Source organism: Mucilaginibacter koreensis (assembly GCF_054783355.1).
The window spans coordinates 45,469-63,444 of the sequence record NZ_BAAGQS010000002.1; the positions used below are offsets into that span (position 1 = coordinate 45,469).

Sequence of the window (17,976 nt, forward strand, 5' to 3'; positions counted from 1 at the left end):
TGTTGTGAAAGGAATTATCTTGGCCGGAGGTTCCGGCACCCGTTTGCACCCGCTCACGTTGGCGGTAAGCAAGCAATTAATGCCGGTGTATGATAAGCCGATGATCTATTATCCATTATCGGTATTGATGCTGGCCGGTATCCGCGAAATTCTGATTATTTCTACTCCGCACGATATGCCGCAGTTTCAGAAACTGTTGGGTGACGGCTCGCGCATTGGCTGCCGCTTTGAGTATGCGGTTCAGGAAAAACCTGATGGGCTGGCGCAAGCCTTTGTTATAGGCGCCGATTTTATTGGCACCGATAAGGTGGCGCTCGTATTGGGCGACAATATTTTTTACGGTGATGGCTTATCGCACCTCTTGCAGGAAAGCAGTCAGCCTGATGGAGGCATTGTGTTTGCCTACCAGGTATCAGACCCTGAGCGTTATGGCGTGGTAGAGTTTGATGAGAACAAACAGGTAATTTCGATTGAGGAAAAGCCTAATGAGCCAAAATCAGACTATGCCGTACCAGGCTTGTATTTTTATGATAACGAGGTGGTAGAGATTGCCAAAAGCATCAAACCATCGGCCCGCGGCGAATATGAGATTACTGATATCAATAAAGCTTATTTAGAAAAAGGTAAACTGAAAGTAGGTATTTTGAGCCGGGGCACAGCCTGGTTGGATACCGGTACTTTTGCATCATTAATGCAGGCCGGCCAGTTTGTGCAGGTAATTGAGGAACGCCAGGGCATCAAGATTGCCTGTATAGAAGAAATTGCCTACCGTATGGGCTTTATCGACAGAGATCAACTGCAGGCTATTGCCGAACCATTGGTAAAAAGCGGTTATGGCGCATTTTTACTTAAAGTGTTAAAGCAAAAAATATAAAACCCTGTAAAACGCAGGTCAGGTATTTGGAAATAATGGATAGCTTTGCCCCAATCTGGCAATAGTACCAAGGTGAGTATGAAGAAAGCTTTAATTACAGGAATAACAGGGCAGGACGGCGCATATTTAGCTGAATTTTTGTTGAAAAAAGGGTATGAGGTACACGGGCTTAAACGCCGCTCATCATTGTTCAATACCGACCGTATTGACCATTTGTACCATGACCCGCATGAGCCGGATGTAAAGTTTAAACTGCATTATGGCGATTTAACAGATTCTACCAACCTCATCCGCATTGTGCAGGAAATACAACCCGACGAGATTTACAATCTCGCTGCACAAAGCCACGTAAAAGTAAGCTTCGATACGCCCGAGTATACTGCTAATGCCGATGGTATTGGTACACTGCGCATTCTGGAAGCTGTACGCATTTTGGGCTTAACACAAAAAACCCGCATTTATCAGGCTTCAACCTCCGAATTGTACGGTTTGGTGCAGGCCGTGCCACAATCAGAAACTACACCTTTTTATCCGCGCTCGCCATATGCGGTAGCTAAGTTATATGGTTACTGGATTATTGTTAACTATCGCGAAGCATACAACATGTATGCCTGTAATGGTATTCTGTTCAACCACGAAAGCCCTGTAAGGGGCGAAACCTTCGTAACCAGAAAAATTACCAGGGCGGCAGCCAAAATAGCTTTGGGCTTGCAGGATTGCATGTACATGGGTAACCTGTCAGCACAGCGCGATTGGGGCCATGCCAAAGATTATGTAGAAGCCATGTGGCTGATGCTGCAGCAGGAAACTGCCGAAGATTTTGTTATTGCTACGGGTGTAACCACAACCGTGCGCGACTTTATCCGCCTGGCTTTTGCCGAATTGGGCATCGAAATTGAATTTAGTGGTAAAGACGAGCAGGAGCGGGGCGTGATTATTGATGTGGATGCCGACCGTTTAAAAGAACTCAACATCAACGCCGAGAACATAAAGTTTGGCCAAACCGTGGTAAGGATTGATCCTAAATACTACCGTCCTACCGAGGTGGAATTGCTGATTGGTGATGCCACTAAAGCGTATCAAAAGCTGAACTGGACACCCAAATACGATTTACAGGCATTAATAGCCGATATGATGAGCGCCGATTTACACTTGATGCAAAAAGATGATTACCTGCAAAAAGGCGGCTTTACTACACTTAACTATTTTGAATAGTTAGTTTTAACACAACCCTATGAAAAAAATTTATTTACTCATTTTACTGGCGCTGGCAAGCGTTGGTGCCGGCTATGCACAATCGCTCTACCAGCCGTACTCTTACCAGTTTTACCAAAAGCTGAACAGCGATTTGTACTCTACCCAAACCCGGATGCATACCGCATTGAAACCGTTTTTTGTAGATGATACTGCGGTAGTTGCACATTACAATCAACTTATGGGTATGGGTGTAGACAGCACCGGCCACCGCAGTTGGTTTCACCGTAAACTTTTTCAAGAGCACTTAATTGATATTAAACAAAAAGGTGAATACACCTTTTTTGTTGATTATCTGCCCGATCTTACCGTAGGCCGCGATTTTTCGGGTAAACGTACTACTTGGCTCAACACCCGTGGTTATCAGGTGGGGGGTACCATTGGATCCAAGTTTTACTTTTATACCAGCGGGTTTGAGAACCAGGCAGTATTTCCTGAATACTATACCACTTATGTAAATCAAACGGGTATTGTAAGTGGTCAGGCTTATGACCGTAACCCCACCAAGCGTACCAAAGACTGGTCTTATGTAACAGCCATTCTTTCTTACACCCCGGTAAAATATTTAAATATTACTTTAGGGCAGGATAAAACATTCATTGGTGATGGTTATCGCTCCATATTATTATCAGATGTATCTTCGCCTTATCCGTTTTTACGCTTAACCGGTACCTTAGGCAATGTAAGATATATGGCCATGTGGAACTATATGGTTGATCCCCGTGCTCCGCGATTTTCTTACCAAGATGGCTATCGTAAAAAATGGGGTGTATTCCATTACTTAGATTGGAACGTAAATAACCGCCTCTCTTTAGGCTTTTTTGATAACGTAACCTGGGCTGATAAAGATAACCAGGGTAACAAGCGTGGGTTTGAATTTACTTATGTTAACCCTTTTGTGTTTTTGCGCCCTTTAGAAGCTTCGGTAGGTTCGCCGGATAACGCATTATTAGGTTTCACAGGTAAGTACAAAATTACTGATGGTATTACTGCTTACGGTCAGTTTGGGCTGGATGAATTCGAAGCTAAAAACTTCTTCTCCAGCAATGGCAGTTACCGCAACAAATACTCCTATCAAATTGGTTTCCGCGGCGCTAATTTATTTAAGGTACGCAGCTTAAATTACCTGATAGAGTACAATGCTGCCAAACCTTATACTTACTCAGAACAAACTTCTATCAACAATTATTCAAATGATGGTGAGCCATTGGCCCATCCATTTGGGGCTAATTTCAGAGAAGTGGTGGGCCTGCTGAATTATACTTACCGGCGGTTTGATTTTAGCGGCGAGGTGGATTATGCCCGCTACGGCTTAGATCAGAATGGCCTCAACTACGGTAAAGATATCTTTCAGGTATACTCATTGCCTGCCAAAATTTTTGATAATCGTATTGGGCAGGGCCTAACTACCAATATGGTATATGTAGAGGGCAAAGTAGCTTATTTGCTTAACCCTAAATACAATTTACGTTTGGAGTTAGGCGGTATCATCCGCAGCGAGAAGAATGCGGCTTTTAATGATAAAACAGCCATGATCACTTTTGGTCTGCGCAGCTCATTCCGTAACCTATATATGGATTTGGCCAGCTACCGCAGTCATTAAGAGTAATTAGTAATATAAATAAAAAGAGCGCTCATTGGGCGCTCTTTTTATTTATAGTCATCTTGTTTAAAAGCAGCTTAAGTGATTATAGTAACAAGTGATTGCTGCATTTAATGCCGACTCACCACAGCCATATTGTTTCGCCCGAAACGGCTAAGTTCTATCACCGGACTTTGATTTGACGGGATATGGCTTGGGCAAAATAAAATCAAAGTGTTTTCATAGCCTAATTGCAAATCAACTCCCCAAAGGGTAAGATGCTCATCATTACGGGCGATGCCTTCAATTTCATCATCAATAAGATAAAAATGAAGCTGATCTATGAAATAAACTGGGGCATAAAACAATAGCTTACTACACGGAATATTTAAGCTCATATAGCGATAAACCATCTGGTGGGCAAGCCGGATGATTTCCTGTACCCTTTGTTTATCTAAAATTAAATCTCCTTCTACACAACTCATTTTACATTCAAAATATACACCACTTGTTGCTGTCAAATCAATTGAGAAAACGCTAAATCATTAATATTTAATTAATTGACTTGCTTTATTTGAAATGGATTAATGTTATTGCTTATAAATGCAACTCATTAAATAGCTATCCCAGCGGTTCCAACGTCGGCTAAATTGTATGTGTATACGTAAATGCAGCCTGAGATGTTACCTGGTGTATCACACTTAATGCGGTTAATAAGCCCTGTGAAGCAGTTTGCAGGCATGCAACAATTAAATTTGAACAGAATTGAAGTGTTTAGTTAGCTCTTGGAGGATAAGCTTTTCGGATGAAAAATAACCCATCAGCTACCTTGGGTAATATCATAGGCATAAACACATTGCCCAGCATCCGGCAGGTAATCGTTTCATTACTATCTAATAATTTTCGTGCTTGCCTTAAATTAGTAAAAGCGTAATCAATAGGTGCCTGTCCGGCAATATATTCATAACTATCAGGGGCAGGTCTTTTAAGTTTATGGGTAATTAAAGAACCTGCTTTGCCTTCATAGCTGGTAAAACCTATGGTATACAATTGTTCATTAAGTTTCTTATGCAGGCGATCGCCCATAGGAATGAAGTCTGCAAATTCTTTGTATTTAATCTGCGTTGGGTTGTAAATGATGTGTGAAGTAGCGTTCCAACAAATTACTTTTTCATTGGGGTACTGTAAATTGATTATGTTAAATACATTATCAGCCATTACACTATCGCGGTGATTTTTATCTGCATAGCGGTGGTGTGCATCATTGATTATGTTCATCAACACCATTTGCCAGTACCGGCTTTCACTTTGAATTGCGGGCGCTGAATTACCTGCTGCTTTAATAATACGCCTGCACATGGAGGCTAAAGTCAATGTATCGGCTGGCGAAGGCTTCTTATAAAAATTTGAGTACTTAATTTGTTGTTGCAATAGGATAGTAAAAGCAGGCCAGCTGGCATTTTGTAAAATGTTTTGTGCGTTAATTTTCTGCAGATAAGCAGTAAGTTCTTCTGCTAGATATTGCTTGGACAACTGCCCGCTAAACTGGCAATCAAACCCGGTTACTTTTAGCGGGTGAGGTGTTGCTAAAGTACTAAGCAGGTAGTTTTCCAAATCAGTAAGGCTGGCATTGTCCCAAATACCGAATACTGCTTTTTTGAGTATGCCACCGGTTTTATGTTGAGCCAGAAGTTGTGAGGCTTTGCTGCAATCATAAAAACCACTTTCAAAGGCCAGTACATTGAAGCCTAATTGCTCATGCAGGTATTTAATCAGCTGTACTTTGGCATCAAAGGTAGCGCCATCAAAGTGCGTTTGCTCACCCAATGAGACTACGGTAACCCCTTTTAAGGGTTCTCTTAAGACAGAAAGGTTGGTAAACTGCCCGGCCACGTCCGCCGATATGGGAACAGTAACTTCTTTAATCCAATTGGATTGGGCGTTGCAAACGAAAAAGCAACCCCAAAATAAAAGTGTAAATAAACTTTTAAGCATACCAAGCCTTATGTTGGGCCTAATATGGATAACATGCGCTATGCATGCAATAACTTAACAAAAATTAACAATATGAGTGGTTTACGAAGCAATAATATGCGCACGCTGACTAATGCCAAAAGCTTTTACTCTTGCAGCAATGCTTTGAGCATCGTAGCCGCAAGCTGCCCATAGTTCTGGCTGCTCACCCTGTTCAATCACCAGGTCAGGGATTCCCAAGCGCACAACTTCGGCGCTGTAGTTGTGGTCAGCCATCCATTCTAAAACAGCGCTGCCCATGCCGCCTTCCAGGCACCCATCTTCTACAGTTATGACTTTGCTGTATTTGGTAAATACTTCGCGCAGCAGATCATCATCAAGCGGTTTAACAAAGCGCAGGTCATAATGAGCAGGGTAGTAACCTTCCTGGTTCAGCGCATTCACTGCTTTTACAGCTTCGTTGCCAATAGCGCCAATAGTAAGTACTGCTATTTCTTCGCCATCGCAAATTTTGCGGCCTTTGCCTATAGTGAGGGCTTTAAAAGGACGTTGCCAGTCTACCATTACACCATTACCACGCGGGTAGCGTATCACAAACGGGCCCGCATCCGGCAATTGAGCAGTATACATCAGGTTGCGTAACTCTTCCTCATTCATTGGGGCTGATACCACCAGGTTAGGAATACAACGCATGTAAGCCAAATCATAAGCGCCATGGTGCGTAGCGCCGTCAGCACCGGCAAAACCGGCACGGTCAAGGCAAAATACTACGTTTAAATTTTGAATAGCTACATCATGTATCACCTGATCATACGCCCGCTGCATAAAGCTGGAATAGATATTACAGAATGGTACCAGGCCTTGTGTAGCCAAGCCCGCAGAAAAAGTAACCGCATGCTGCTCGGCAATACCCACATCAAAAGCGCGGTTAGGCATGGCCTTCATCATTAAGTTCAGAGAGCAGCCGGAAGGCATAGCCGGTGTAATGCCCATAATTTTAGAGTTCTGCTCAGCCAGTTCAATAATACTGTGGCCAAATACATCCTGGTATTTAGGCGGCTGCGGCTTTTCGTAAACTGTCTTTTTGATCTCGCCGGTAATTTTATCAAACAGGCCCGGCGCATGCCATTTAGTTTGATCTTTCTCGGCCAGGGCGTAACCTTTGCCTTTTACGGTAATACAGTGCAATAACTTGGGGCCGGGTATATCGCGCAAATCGCGCAGCACTTTAGCCAGGTGCTTTACATCATGGCCGTCAATCGGCCCAAAGTATCTGAATTTAAGTGCTTCGAAAAAGTTGCTTTGTTTGAGTAGTGTACCTTTGATGCTTTTCTCAATTTTCTTGGCAATCTTAAATGCATCAGGCCCTACGGCTGATAACTTGTTGAGCACGTAAGCAATATCATCCCTGAAACGGTTGTACGATTTAGAGATGGTAATATCTGTTAAATATTCTTTCAGCGCCCCTACATTAGGGTCAATGGCCATATTGTTATCATTCAAAATCACCAGCAGGTTGGTGTTTTCGATGCCGGCATGGTTGAGTGCCTCGAAAGCCATCCCAGCCGTCATGGCGCCATCACCTATAACGGCTACATGCTGGCGGTCATCCTCACCTTTGTAATGTGAGGCTACTGCCATGCCCAAAGCGGCAGATATAGAAGTAGAAGAGTGGCCCACACCAAAAGTATCATACACACTTTCCGAACGCTTAGGGAAACCGCTCAATCCATCCAGCAGGCGGTTGGTATGAAACTGGTCGCGCCGGCCGGTGAGTATTTTATGGCCGTAAGCTTGGTGGCCTACATCCCACACCAATTGGTCGTAAGGGGTATTCAGCACATAATGCAGTGCCACGGTTAACTCTACCACACCCAAACTGGCGGCGAAATGGCCACCGTTTACTGATACCACATCAATAATATACTGTCGTAACTCGCGGCAAACTTCTTCCAGTTCTTCTTCCTTCAGCTGCCTTAAATCAGCAGGTGAATTGATACGTTGCAACAGGTCGCCGGCGGGTACTTGCATGGATGTAAACTAATGAGTAAAATTAACTTACAAAGTAAGGAATTTTTGTTGGTATATGTAATGACAAGTTAGGGGGAATAATTGTTTGAAGTACTGCTGCTATTCGCTGGTTTGAGTTTGTGCTGTTATGATTGGCAGTTTACTTTTTGCTTGATCAAAAAGTAACAAAAAATCAAGTACAGCCCCATTGGGCTTTTTGCCGCACGAGGCCTGCCCTGCAAAGGCGGTCAGCACCACAGGCTGTTTAGTGTTTGCGTATGTGCGGCTTGTACTTTAATGAGTATCAGTGCAAGCACTAAAAGGCCTCTCCCTTGCGCACAAGGCCACCATGTGCTGCCCGCCTTTCGCCCAAAGCTGAGGGGCTGACGGGGAAATGAGAGTCAAGAGCAAAGAGCCAAGAATCAAGAAACAACTCAACTGATATCACACGCATCACCATCACGTCATTGCGAGGTACGAAGCAATCTTTCAACGCCCGACTAAGACAAGGTGCATAGAGATTGCTTCGTACCTCGCAATGACGTGGGGGATAATAGAAAAGGCATAGCGCATTCTGTTCATTCTTAAATCCTGTAAATTCTGATTTAGACCACTGCCACCACTGCACATCAATACCCTCAACCTGTGGCCTTGGCTTTTTCGGCCACCACTATAGGCAGCCCACTCACTGCACACCTCAAAGAAAAGTAACATCCACTGCCTTTCATAATCAACCAACTTTAGCCTCATGAAACACTCAAGTAACCTATACATAGTTTCCACCACATAACTTAGATAGCGCAAAAACGCAGCAATTACCATTCAAAACCCTTAAATTTGAATTATCATGTCGGATGCGCAATTCGAAATCAGGCTGCCGCAATTTGAGGGGCCGTTTGACCTTCTACTGTTCTTTATCGAACGGGATGAGCTGGATATTCATGATATCCCGATTGCCCGCATTACCGATGACTTTCTGGGCTACATTCGCCAGATGAGCAGCTTGAACATTGAACTGGCCAGCGAATTTATCTTGGTTGCCGCTACGCTTATGCGTATTAAAGCCAAAATGCTGCTGCCCCGCTATGATGCCGAAAACCCGGAAAACGAGGCTGATACCAAAGAGGAACTGGTACGCCGGCTGATTGAGTACAAAAAGTTCAAGCTGCTGTGCGAAGAGCTAAGGCCTTTCGAGGAGGAGCGGCTGAAGCAGGAGCGGCGCGGAAATATCACAGCCGATTTGCAACAGGTGGAACAGGTGGCAGTGCCGGGCGAAGAATTATCAGAACTCACCTTGTACCGCCTGATGCTGGTGTATGAGCGGCTAATGAAAAAGTACCAAAGCCGCAGCCAAACGGTTACCCATACCGTAGTTCAATATCCTTATACCATCGAGGAGCAAAAAAAAATGGTAAGTCAGCTGCTGGAAATCAACAGTCGGCTGGATTTTAGTGCCATTGCCAAAAGCTCAGAAAACAAAGTGCATTTTGTATATAATTTTTTAGCTTTATTAGAAATGCTGCAACAGCAGCTAATAGAAATACAAGTAGGTTTAGGGTACAATAATTTTTGGGTAATGGCCAAGCCAACACCCTGATTTTACCTACCTTAGCGCCGTAATTGACATTATGAAAAAAGACAAACTGATTTTTAAGTTATTGGAGGAGGAACAGCAGCGCCAGGAAGAAGGCCTGGAACTGATTGCTTCTGAAAACTTTGCCAGCAAGCAGGTAATGGAGGCTTCCGGCTCGGTAGCAACCAACAAATACGCCGAGGGTTTACCCGGCAAGCGTTACTACGGCGGCTGCCAGATTGTAGACGAAATTGAGGTAATTGCCATTGAGCGCGCCAAGCAATTGTTTAATGCCGAGTGGGCCAACGTGCAGCCGCACTCAGGTGCACAGGCCAATGCCGCGGTAATGCTGGCTTGCCTGCAACCGGGAGATAAAATATTGGGTTTTGATTTATCGCATGGAGGGCACTTAACCCATGGTTCAGCGGTTAATTTTTCAGGTAAACTGTATCAGCCATTTTTTTATGGGGTAAAGCAGGATACCGGCCTGATCAATTATGAACAATTAAAAGAAGTAGCCCTGCGCGAACGCCCTAAAATGATCATTTGTGGCGCTTCGGCTTATTCGCGCGATTGGGATTATGCTTTTATACGCCAGGTGGCCGATGAAGTAGGCGCTTTGGTACTGGCCGATATCTCGCACCCGGCCGGACTAATTGCCCGCGGTTTATTGACTGATCCGCTGCCGCACTGCCATATTGTAACTACTACTACCCATAAAACCCTGCGCGGCCCGCGTGGCGGCATGATTTTACTGGGTAAAGATTTTGAAAACCCATGGGGTTTCAAAACACCTAAAGGCGAAGTGAAAATGATGTCGGCCCTGCTGGATGCTGCTGTATTCCCTGGTACGCAGGGTGGTCCGCTGGAGCATATCATCGCTGCCAAAGCCGTAGCTTTTGGCGAAGCCTTAAGCGATAGCTATATGAAATACGCCGTGCAGGTAAAACTGAATGCTCAAGCCATGGCTAAAGCATTTATTGACAAAGGTTATAACATCATTTCGGGCGGAACAGATAACCACCTAATGCTGATTGATCTGCGTAATAAAAATATATCGGGCAAAGCGGCTGAAAACGCGTTGGTGAATGCTGATATTACCGTAAATAAAAATATGGTTCCGTATGATGATAAGTCACCGTTCGTAACCTCGGGCATACGTGTAGGTACCGCAGCCGTAACTACCCGTGGCATGAAAGAAAAGCAAATGGAGCAAATTGTTGCTTTAATTGATGATGTACTCACCAACCCTGAAGACGAACATTCTTTAAAGAAAGTACGTAAACATGTACATGCCTTAACGGAAAAATTCCCGTTGTATAAATAAAGAGCAGAGAGATTCAGTGAGCAGTAGTATTCCATATCCTATACCCGACAATGAGGCTGATCGCTTAGCTGCGCTTAGGTCTTATGAAATATTGGATACCTTTCCGGAGGAGGAGTACGATGCGATTACGCGTTTGGCATCTTACATTTGCCAGGTACCATTGGCGTTCATTACGTTTATTGATGATGACCGCCAATGGTTTAAATCTAAAGTAGGCATACCGGTTGAGGAAGTGCCGCGCGCACATTCCATGTGCAAATACACCATTTTAGACGATATACTGGTAGAAGTAGCAGATACTACGCTCAATAAACTTTATGCGGATAATGAACTGGTAACCGGCCAGGCCGGCATCCGGTTTTATGCCAGTGCCCCACTGGTTGACCCCGACGGTTATCGCTTGGGCTCACTTTGCGTTTTTGATCAAAAGCCCAAAAACCTCAGTCCCGAGCAACGGGATGCACTGCAAACCTTAGCCCGTGAGGTGATGTCTCACCTGGCGGTGCGAAAGCAAAAGCGGGATCTGGAAAAAAGTTTAAAGCAGCGCGAAGACTTTTTTAACCTGTTTAATAATTCTTCTGAAATACATTTTGTAGCCGGTGCTGATGCTAATATAGAAATCATCAACAATGCGGTATGCGATATTTTGGGGTATCATCCTCAAAAAATCATCGGCCATTCCCTGTGGTCTTTTGTTGTCGGGCACAATCGTGAGCAATATGTGCCGCTGATTGAGAAAGCTGTAGCCACCCAGCAACCATTTGAATTGGAAACCGCTACCACTACTTCAAGCGGCGAGGTAAAATGGTTAAGCTGGACAGGCATTTATAAAAATGATAAGTGGTATGCCAGCGGCCGCGACATTACCGAGCAAAAGCAATTGGCTGCCGAGCGTGAACAGCTTTCGCTGGTGGCCAGCAAAGTGAGTAACGGTGTAGCCATTACCGATGCCAACAACCGTATTGTTTGGATCAACGATGCTTTTGCTGACATTACAGGTTATTATTTTACTGATGTAGCCGGCAGGCAAATGGCCGAGGTATTAGGCGGCGATTATGAAGATGCAGCTATTTTAGAGAAAACCCAGTCACTGATTAAATCCAACAAAGCATTTGAAATTGATTTACGCATTAGGCGTAAGGATAATGAACTGGCTTGGATATCGGTGATTAACTCTGCAGTTTTAGACCACGAAGGGAATATCAGTAAGTATATCAAAGTAATTATTGATATCACTGCCCGTAAACATGCCGAGCAGGAGCTGGAAACACTTTCGTTTGCCGCCCGTAAATCACCCAGTGGAATTCTTATTCGTGATAACGACAGTAACGTGCTCTGGATGAATGAAGCCCTGGAAGAAATGACGGGCTACACTTTGAAGGAAATGAAAGGCAAGGCTTTTGGTAAGTTAATTACCGGGCCCGATACCGACTATAGGGTATTTGATGCTGCACGTAAAGCGATTGCCGAAGGCCGGCCTTATGATGTTGAAATCAAACTCTATCATCGTAATGGCAAGCCTATTTGGGCACATGTAAATAACAGTCCGCTGGTAAATGAGGCAGGGCAAATTGACCGGCAGGTAGGAGTGCTGGTTGATGTAACAGAGCGCAAGCAAACCGAAGAACAACTCAATTTGCTGTCATTGGTAGCCCGCAACACGGTAAGCGGTGTGGTAATTAACGATGCCGAAGGCAATGTAGAATGGGTGAACAGTGCCTTTGAAACCATTACCGGCTATGATTTAACTGCCGTGCGCGGCCGTCATTTAGGCGACGTACTGAAAGGTGAACTTACCGACGCAGCACTGATTGAGCAATCACGCGAGTTGTCACGTAATAAACAATCATTTGAAGTTGACCTGTTGATATACCGTAAAGACGGGCAGCCTTTATGGATGACCATTATTAACTCGGTGATATTGGATAACGAGGGTCGGGTAAGCAAGTATATAGAGGTAGTAATTGACATTTCGGCCCGAAAGAAAGCGGAGTTGGACTTGATTGCAGCCCGTGAGGAAGCGTTGCAGTTGAGCCGCGCCAAAGACATGTTTATTTCGGTGATGAGTCACGAAATACGCACGCCCTTGAACGCAGTTATTGGCATGTCGCATTTACTATTGGCAGATAACCCGGCAGAGTCTCAAAAAGAAAACCTGAACATTCTAAAATTCTCGGCCGAAAACCTGATGATGCTGATTAACGATGTGCTCGACTTTGCCAAAATTGACAGCGGACATGTAGAGCTTGAACAGGTAAAGGTAGACATCAGGGAACTGGTGCAAAGTGTTACCAATTCCATGCAGTTTAAAGGGAATGACAAGCACATCTATATTAAATCGGTAATTGATCCCGCGGTGCCGCCGGTTGTATTAGGCGACCGCACCCGCCTTACCCAAATTTTGCTGAATATTGTAAGCAATTCGGTAAAATTCACTGAAAAAGGTGGTGTTACCATTGAAGTGCAGGCATTAGAGCAAACCGAAGGCGAGGTAAAACTGCACTTTGCGGTAAAAGATACCGGCATTGGCATTGCGCCTGATAAAATAAATACCATATTTGAATCATTCAAACAAGCGAGCGCTGATACTACCCGTAAATACGGAGGTACAGGCTTAGGCTTGGCAATTACCAAACGACTGGTAGAATTGCATGATTCTCATATACAGGTAGAAAGCGAATTGGGCAAGGGCTCTGTTTTCTACTTTAATATTTTGTTTAAGAAAGACGAAAACATCAACCATCAAAGCATCAATAGAGTGGATTCAGTATTAAACTTACATGCGCTGGTAGTAGACGATAATCAAATTAACCGCCTGCTAATTAATAAAGTGCTTAAAAAATGGAATGCTACAGCCGATTTTGCTGAGAACGGCCAGGAGGCTATTGATAAGCTGGATGAGAACCGTAACTACGATGTGGTATTGATGGATATACATATGCCTGTAATGGGCGGATTAGAGGCCGCTAAAGAGCTGCGCTTGCGTAATGATGTGTATTTACAGCAGGTGCCTATAATTGCGTTAACAGCTTCGATGCTGCACAACCAGATGGATGAGATACACCAGGCCGGTATGAACGATTATGTACTGAAACCTTTCGACCCCAAGGTGCTGTACGATAAACTGAGCCGTTACCAAAAGGCATAAAAAACGGGAGTATGCCCTCCAGCATAACTCCCGCAAAAATATTAATTTTTAACTAAACGCTCCTGTGTATGTATACGGGAGCGTTTCTAATAAGGTTATATTATTTTTTAAATAAAAATTAAAGTTATCTATCTTACTGCTGGTTCCAGTATTTTTAGTAAGCCTTCCACATAATCGCGGTTATTAGCCAGGCGGGGCACTTTATGCTGGCCACCCAGTTTACCACGCTCTTTCATCCAACGGAAAAAAGTACCTTCAGGGGCTTTGTGCACCAGCGGGCGGCGGAGGGCCATGTCTTTAAAGCGCTTGGCATCGTAATCGGAATTAACTTTTCGCAGCGTTTCATCCAATAAATCTACAAAGCGCTCAAATTCGGCCGGAGATTTTTCAAATTCAATAATCCACTCATGGCCACCGGCTTCGGTGCCTGCAAAGTAAATGGGGCCGGCGGTGTAATCACGTACAATAGCACCGGTTTGGTGGCAAGCCTCCTGCAAAGCGCGTTCAGCATTGTCAATAATTACTTCTTCTCCAAAAGCATTGATAAAATGCTTGGTGCGGCCGGTAATTTGAATGCGGTACGGAGACAATGAAGTAAAACGTACAGTATCGCCAATCATGTACCGCCATAAGCCGGCATTGGTGGTAATAATAAGTGCGTAGCTTTTATTCAGTTCTACCTGGTCAAGGGTAAGTGTTTCTGGGTATTCATCGTCCAGGTTTTCGAGCGGTAAAAACTCATAAAAAATACCGTAATCCAGCATCAGCAACATTTCGCCTGGTTCCTCACGATCCTGAATGCCAAAAAAGCCTTCAGAAGCATTATAAGTTTCCAGGTAATACATATCGTCTTTAGGAATCAGCTGCTTAAACTGCTCACGGTAGGGCGTAAAATTAACAGCGCCATGAAAGTACAGTTCAAGGTTTGGCCATAGCTCCAGCAAGTTGCGCTTGCCCGTAATCTCCAGTATTTTTTTAAAAAGTACAATGTTCCAGGTAGGTACGCCGCTAATGCCGGTAACATTAACATCCTTAGTGGCATAGGCCATCTTCTCAATCTTTTCTTCAAAATTTTCCAGCAGGGCAATATCCAGGTCAGGGGTACGGTAAAACTCCGCCCATAGCGGCAGGTTTTTCATAATTACGGCTGATAAATCGCCAAAGAAGGTATCAGGACTTAACTGGCTCACCTGATGGCTGCCACCCAGCGTTAGGCTTTTGCCCGTAAACAGCCGTCCATCGGGCCGGTTATTGCAGTAAATGGTCAGCATATCTTTGCCGCCTTTCATATGGCATTCTTCCAGCGCCTCGGTACTCACCGGTATAAACTTGCTGCGATCACTGGTAGTGCCCGATGATTTGGCAAACCATTTTACTTCTGTAGGCCACAGAATATTGGGTTCGCCGGCCAGCATACGCTCAATATAGGGTTTTAGCGTATCGTAATTTTGTATAGGTACACGCTGCTTAAAATCATGCAGTGTTTCTATACTTTTGTAGTGGTGCTTTTTACCCCACTCCGTATACTGCGCCGAGTTAATAAGGTGCTCAAACCATTCTTCCTGCACCTCATCAGGGTATTTCATGAAAAGCTCAATCTGGTGAATGCGCTTTTTCATAAACCAGTTAAATACGGAGTTAATAATGGTCATAAGCAGAAATTGATGTTACACAAATGTTTTGCGTTTAAGTACAAAGTTTGCGCCTAAATATACTTTTCGCACCAATTCATTATCGGCCAGTACTTCGGGCACACCCGATTCTAATATTTTTCCTTCGAATAACAGATAGGCACGGTCAGTAATGGATAGCGTTTCCTGTACATTGTGGTCAGTAATCAGGATGCCGATATTGCGGTGTTTGAGTTTGGCTACCATGCTTTGAATCTCTTCTACTGCAATGGGGTCTACACCGGCAAAAGGTTCATCCAACAAGATAAAATTAGGCTCGGCAGCTAAAGCCCGGGCAATCTCTGTACGGCGGCGTTCACCACCCGAAAGCAGGTCGCCCCGGTTTTTACGTACACGGTGCAAACTAAATTCATCAATCAGTTCTTCCAGCTTCTCCGCCTGGCGCTGTTTGCTGAGCTGTCCCATTTCCAGCACGGCTTTTATGTTATCTTCTACAGTAAGTTTGCGGAACACTGAGGCTTCCTGTGCCAGATAACCAATGCCTTTTTGAGCACGGCGATACATAGGGTCGGCAGTGATAATCTCATCGTCAAGATAAATATTGCCTTCGTTAGGTTTAATCAAACCCACTATCATGTAAAACGAAGTTGTTTTACCGGCACCATTTGGCCCCAGCAAACCCACAATTTCCCCCTGCGACACCTCGAACGATACATCGTTCACCACCGTACGCTGCTTGTATTTCTTTACTAAGTTTTCGGCCCTTAACTTCATTTTTGTTGGTTTATGAGTTGGTGTGAGTGCTGAACTTGAGGTAATAAGTATAACAGATTACATGTTGATACCGTTTTAACCGCTCACTATCCTCAACTCACTATTCACTAATACGTATTCCCTTAATGTTTAATTGTATAGAACGTTTATCGCGCCAGATGTTTTCTTCAATGGTGTAGCAAATATCAAAGGGTTTGCCTTGGTTTACTTCGTGTAACCAACCCGCCTGGTTAAAAGCAATACAGTCAAACATGGCCGACCCATCCTGCGATACTGCCATTTTGAGGTGATTGCTGCCGGCTAAACCTGCCCGGCCGCATACCTGTACGCCACGGCTCAAAAAAACGGGCGACATGTTTTCCGGCCCGAAAGGTGCAAAACGATTCAATAATCTGAAAAAGCGGGCATCTACCTGGTGCAAATCCAGTTCAGCATCAATCTGTATTTCCTGGATGAGTTGTTCAGTGGTAATATTGTTGCTTACAACTTCTTCAAAGCGTTGCATAAAGGCTTCCACTTTTTCGGGCTTCATGGTGAGGCCGGCTGCATATTTGTGCCCACCATATTGTAAGAGCAAATCGCTGCAATCACTCAGGGCCTCATACAAATCGAAACCCAGAACCGAGCGTGCAGAGCCTGCTACATGGCCGTTAGAACGGGTAAGTACTACCGTAGGGCGGTAATATTTTTCGGTTAAACGTGAGGCTACGATGCCAATTACACCTTTATGCCAGCCTTCATTAAACACCACGGTTGATTTACGGCTGAGCATATCCTCACTGCTCTCAATCATGCTCAGGGCCTCATCGGTAATGCTCATATCGTGCCCTTTGCGTTCCACATTTTTGATGTTGATGAGTGAACCTGTGTCTCGCGCTTCCTCCAGCGATGAAGAAAGCAGCAGCTCTACCGCTTGCTTGGCATCGCCAATGCGGCCGGCTGCATTAATGCGCGGGCCAATCAGAAACACAATATCACCAATGCTGTAATTGCCGGTTTTGCCGGCCACTTCCATCAGTGCCTGTACGCCATGGCAGGCATCGTTATTTAATTGTTGCAGGCCGAAATGTGCCAACACCCGGTTTTCGCCGGTAATATGCACAATATCGCAGGCAATACTGATAGCTACCAGTTCCAGGTAACAACTGTAGTCATCAAAAGGAATATTGTTTTTTTCGGAATAAGCCTGAATAAGTTTAAAGCCTAGACCGCAGCCTGATAATTCTTTGTAAGGATAAGGGCAGTCTTTGCGCTTGGGGTCCAGCACTGCTACAGCAGCAGGTAAAATTTCTCCGGGCAAGTGGTGATCGGCTATAATAAAATCAATGTTTTTCTGAGTAGCATATTCCACCTTGTCAATAGATTTGATGCCGCAATCCAAAGCAATAATTAACGAGTAGCCATGCTCGGCTGCGTAATCAATACCTTGTGTAGAAATGCCATAACCTTCCAGGTGACGGTCAGGAATGTAATATGAAATCTGGTCGTATAGCTTTTTGAAAAAGCTATACACTAAGGCAACAGCAGTGGTGCCGTCTACATCGTAATCACCATATATTAATATTCTTTCGCCCGCTGCAATCGCCGTTTCAATACGCAGTACAGCCTGCTCCATGTCGCTCATCAAAAAAGGGTCGTGAAGGTGACGGATATCAGGCTTAAAATAGTAGCGGGCTTCTTCAAAATCATTAACACCGCGTTGCAGTAAGATGGTGCTTAGCACCGGGTCTATGCTTAATGCTGTAGCCAGCTCTATTACACGGCTGCGCTCCGGCTGTTGTTTTATAGACCACCTTTTGTTCATGCTGCTTCAGTTAGGCAATTTATGG

12 protein-coding genes are annotated in these 17,976 nt (G+C 44.4%); 6 read left to right on the forward strand and 6 right to left on the reverse strand.

Annotated elements, in window-relative coordinates; genetic code table 11:
• The first annotated feature begins 4 nt into the window (after nt 1-4).
• The 3 genes from rfbA (at nt 5) to ACYVNW_RS16790 (ending at nt 3,731) form a co-directional block, all read left to right on the forward strand.
• On the forward strand, nt 5-874 hold the full coding sequence (gene rfbA, locus ACYVNW_RS16780) for a glucose-1-phosphate thymidylyltransferase RfbA (RefSeq protein ID WP_460681072.1): 870 nt from the start codon (nt 5-7) through the stop codon (nt 872-874).
• Nucleotides 875-952: 78 nt separating this feature from the next.
• Complete coding sequence (gmd, locus tag ACYVNW_RS16785; RefSeq protein ID WP_460681073.1) at nt 953-2,089, forward strand: GDP-mannose 4,6-dehydratase; 1,137 nt, start codon at nt 953-955, stop codon at nt 2,087-2,089.
• 19 nt (nt 2,090-2,108) lie between these two features.
• Nucleotides 2,109-3,731, forward strand: a complete 1,623-nt coding sequence (locus ACYVNW_RS16790) for a gliding motility protein RemB (RefSeq protein ID WP_460681074.1) — start codon at nt 2,109-2,111, stop codon at nt 3,729-3,731.
• A 110-nt stretch (nt 3,732-3,841) separates the two neighbouring features.
• Here the strand turns inward: ACYVNW_RS16790 and ACYVNW_RS16795 are convergent, their stop codons facing one another.
• The 3 genes from ACYVNW_RS16795 to dxs all read right to left on the reverse strand — a co-directional run bounded on the left by ACYVNW_RS16795 (nt 3,842) and on the right by dxs (nt 7,715).
• Nucleotides 3,842-4,231 carry a hypothetical protein gene (locus ACYVNW_RS16795; RefSeq protein WP_460681075.1) on the reverse strand — a complete coding sequence of 130 codons (390 nt, stop codon included), beginning with the start codon at nt 4,229-4,231 and terminating at the stop codon, nt 3,842-3,844.
• Between the two features lie 253 nt (nt 4,232-4,484).
• Nucleotides 4,485-5,705: an erythromycin esterase family protein gene (locus ACYVNW_RS16800; RefSeq protein WP_460681076.1), complete on the reverse strand. Its 1,221-nt coding sequence runs from the start codon at nt 5,703-5,705 to the stop codon at nt 4,485-4,487.
• An 81-nt stretch (nt 5,706-5,786) separates the two neighbouring features.
• Nucleotides 5,787-7,715 (reverse strand): 1-deoxy-D-xylulose-5-phosphate synthase, encoded by a 1,929-nt coding sequence (gene dxs / locus ACYVNW_RS16805; RefSeq protein ID WP_460681077.1) that lies wholly within the window; start codon nt 7,713-7,715, stop codon nt 5,787-5,789.
• An 826-nt stretch (nt 7,716-8,541) separates the two neighbouring features.
• Between dxs and ACYVNW_RS16810 the strand changes: the two genes are divergently transcribed.
• From ACYVNW_RS16810 to ACYVNW_RS16820, 3 genes are read left to right on the forward strand one after another with little or no spacing between them, the layout of a single operon-like run.
• The gene (locus ACYVNW_RS16810; RefSeq protein WP_460681078.1) at nt 8,542-9,291 is read left to right on the forward strand and encodes a segregation and condensation protein A; all 750 of its coding nucleotides are present in this window, start codon (nt 8,542-8,544) and stop codon (nt 9,289-9,291) included.
• A gap of 31 nt (nt 9,292-9,322) precedes the next feature.
• On the forward strand, nt 9,323-10,594 hold the full coding sequence (locus ACYVNW_RS16815) for a serine hydroxymethyltransferase (RefSeq protein ID WP_460681079.1): 1,272 nt from the start codon (nt 9,323-9,325) through the stop codon (nt 10,592-10,594).
• 16 nt (nt 10,595-10,610) lie between these two features.
• Entirely contained in the window at nt 10,611-13,742 is a 3,132-nt protein-coding gene (locus ACYVNW_RS16820) for a PAS domain S-box protein (RefSeq protein ID WP_460681080.1), read from the forward strand.
• Between the two features lie 128 nt (nt 13,743-13,870).
• Here ACYVNW_RS16820 and ACYVNW_RS16825 read toward each other — a convergent pair whose 3' ends face one another.
• The 3 genes from ACYVNW_RS16825 to recJ form a co-directional block, all read right to left on the reverse strand.
• Nucleotides 13,871-15,394, reverse strand: coding sequence for a GH3 auxin-responsive promoter family protein (locus ACYVNW_RS16825; RefSeq protein ID WP_460681081.1), 1,524 nt, complete (start codon nt 15,392-15,394; stop codon nt 13,871-13,873).
• A 15-nt stretch (nt 15,395-15,409) separates the two neighbouring features.
• Nucleotides 15,410-16,147, reverse strand: a complete 738-nt coding sequence (gene lptB / locus ACYVNW_RS16830; RefSeq protein ID WP_460681082.1) for an LPS export ABC transporter ATP-binding protein — start codon at nt 16,145-16,147, stop codon at nt 15,410-15,412.
• A gap of 100 nt (nt 16,148-16,247) precedes the next feature.
• The gene (recJ, locus tag ACYVNW_RS16835) at nt 16,248-17,951 is read right to left on the reverse strand and encodes a single-stranded-DNA-specific exonuclease RecJ (protein WP_460681083.1); all 1,704 of its coding nucleotides are present in this window, start codon (nt 17,949-17,951) and stop codon (nt 16,248-16,250) included.
• Between the last annotated feature and the right edge of the window lie 25 nt (nt 17,952-17,976).